We start from the raw sequence: 1918 nt of genomic DNA on the forward strand, positions 1-1918 counted from the left end.
GTGGTGCTCCTCCTCGCCAGCCGTTCACATTCAGCCGGGGAGAGCTTCTGCAACTGTTCGACTTCGCGATGCTCGATGGAAAGAGCGCTGTAGTGAGCGGCCATCTCACGATAGTTTTGTCGTGAGGAACGATCAATCGCCGTCTCGGCGCGCTTTTCAAACGCCCTGGCTCGGTTGGCAAGTTCTGTTGCCTTTGACATCGGGCACCTCATTCTAAAGGTGGTCCGCTGGACACCAATTAATTGGTCGGCCGGCGTGTCAATTCGGTTCAACGCTTGGACGACCCGGTTCACGCTGGCGGACCTATTAGCTGGTACCATTCGACCGCTTCAACCAGGCGGCCATCGGGGCCACGGGCCGTGTCGCGGCTCATCTTGTTTGCGAACGAGCTGACAAATATCTCCAGCTTCGATTGCTCTTCGCCCCGACAGGGCCGGGCGTCTGTCCCACGCTCACCTTGCCCGCCGCCGGCGGGGTTGGGGCAGGGACTATGCCCCATCGCGCCGCAATAATTTCACAGTTTTGAGGAACCAATACCCATGCCCGCTGGGGGATCAGCGCATGGGGGAGCCATGACTGACAGCGAGTGGAAGGAGCGCTGGCACGAGGTCGAGCGCTTTCGATTGATGGCGCATGAAACGACAGACCCAGTGGCGGCGGCTCTGCTTCTCGATATCGTGTTGGACTTAGAAGCGGACCTGAATGAGTTGGTCGACGTAGAGGCGCAAAGGCTGCCGTGGCTTGGAGCAGTGGCCTGAGTGCAGGCCTCGTCGATTGATCCAGCTGGGCAGACGCTGTCTGCTCGACCAGCAACTCGCCATAGCTTCGCGAAGTTGCTCGCGCAGCCAGACTGAGGAACGACGAGGGCGCCGGCCCGCCGGTTCACGCTGCCGGGCTTGCCGCAAATACGAAGGCCGCAGCGGGAGGTCAAATAGCTGCGGCCCGACCTTCTTGCGCTGTCGTCGTGACGCTCGACCTTCCCAGGACTTGGCAATCGCCCGAGCTATATCGCGGGCCTTCTCATGAACCGAGCGAGGCACCTTTCGAGCAGGCGTGTTCGGGCAGCAACGTTGCCTCAAGGCGCAGGCGTCACAGTCAGCCTTGCTTGCTCGATAAAGCAGCGTGTTCACACGTGTCTCTGTTGTGGTCAGCGTCTTGCCACCAGGACAGATGTAGACGTCGCTGGCTGGATCATAGTTGAAGTCCTCGCGCGCGAAGGTCCCATCTGCGCGCCGTCGGAGCACGACGTGGGTTGGCCCTGGGCCCAAGCGGCCGAAGAGGTTGATAAGATCAATGTTGAGGGCCAACAGGCGACATGGCACACCACAGCAAAAAAAATCCCGGCGCTTGGCCGGGATCGATACTTCAYGCCTTGTTCGTAAACCAAATCGTTGGGGCTCCCGCCACTCCCGCATTCTGCATGGCATTCTTCAATTCAGCACTCTCCGCGAAGGCTTGCGCAGCTTCAATCGTAGCAAACTCGTGAGTTACTGTGATGTCATTGGGATTTTCGACTGCTCGGTAGACAGCCTCGGCTGTTACGCCCTTCGCCTTCTGAAYCGGAGCAAAATCGTCGTAAACCTTCCGCCAGGTCTTGTAGTCGGAAACCGTGTGCCTAACAAACATAGTCGTCATCAGATGTTCCTCCCTGACTGGTCGTAACAATCTTTCCACGAACGCTTGAAACAGCACTTCCAGTAGCAACAGTATAATACTGGCCGCCGCTTGGAGCTATTTCATTTCCGGGTTGCACTGATGCCATCGGACGTTTGCCCTTTGTCCGATCGAACGGCCTCATCAGTCGGATGTCCGCAGCGGGTCAAAATGCGAAGAACTCAACCTGAGCAGATCTTGTCCGCCATGCCTCGGTGAGCGGACCTAGTGGAGGGCTGCGGCCACTTCTCCGATGGGCCAGAAG

3 protein-coding genes and 1 pseudogene are annotated in these 1918 nt (G+C 58.5%); 1 reads left to right on the forward strand and 3 read right to left on the reverse strand.

Annotation, left to right across the window (positions count from 1 at the left end; genetic code table 11):
* Positions 1-200: pseudogene (locus ACXJL8_RS39860) on the reverse strand (hypothetical protein); the annotation flags it as partial.
* Between the two features lie 372 nt (positions 201-572).
* On the opposite strand from ACXJL8_RS39860, the gene ACXJL8_RS39865 reads away from it, so the two are divergent.
* On the forward strand, positions 573-758 hold the full coding sequence (locus ACXJL8_RS39865; protein ID WP_456624080.1) for a hypothetical protein: 186 nt from the start codon (positions 573-575) through the stop codon (positions 756-758).
* Here ACXJL8_RS39865 and ACXJL8_RS39870 read toward each other — a convergent pair.
* Together ACXJL8_RS39870 and ACXJL8_RS39875 are read right to left on the reverse strand one after the other, a co-directional pair.
* Positions 687-1427 carry a transposase gene (locus ACXJL8_RS39870; RefSeq protein WP_456686905.1) on the reverse strand — a complete coding sequence of 247 codons (741 nt, stop codon included), beginning with the start codon at positions 1425-1427 and terminating at the stop codon, positions 687-689. The genes ACXJL8_RS39865 and ACXJL8_RS39870 overlap by 72 nt on opposite strands.
* Positions 1366-1635, reverse strand: coding sequence for a cyclase (locus ACXJL8_RS39875; RefSeq protein WP_456686906.1), 270 nt, complete (start codon positions 1633-1635; stop codon positions 1366-1368). Before ACXJL8_RS39875 ends, ACXJL8_RS39870 begins: the two co-directional genes overlap by 62 nt.
* Positions 1636-1918: the final 283 nt, after the last annotated feature.

Source organism: Bradyrhizobium sp. P5_C11_2, from assembly GCF_054049755.1.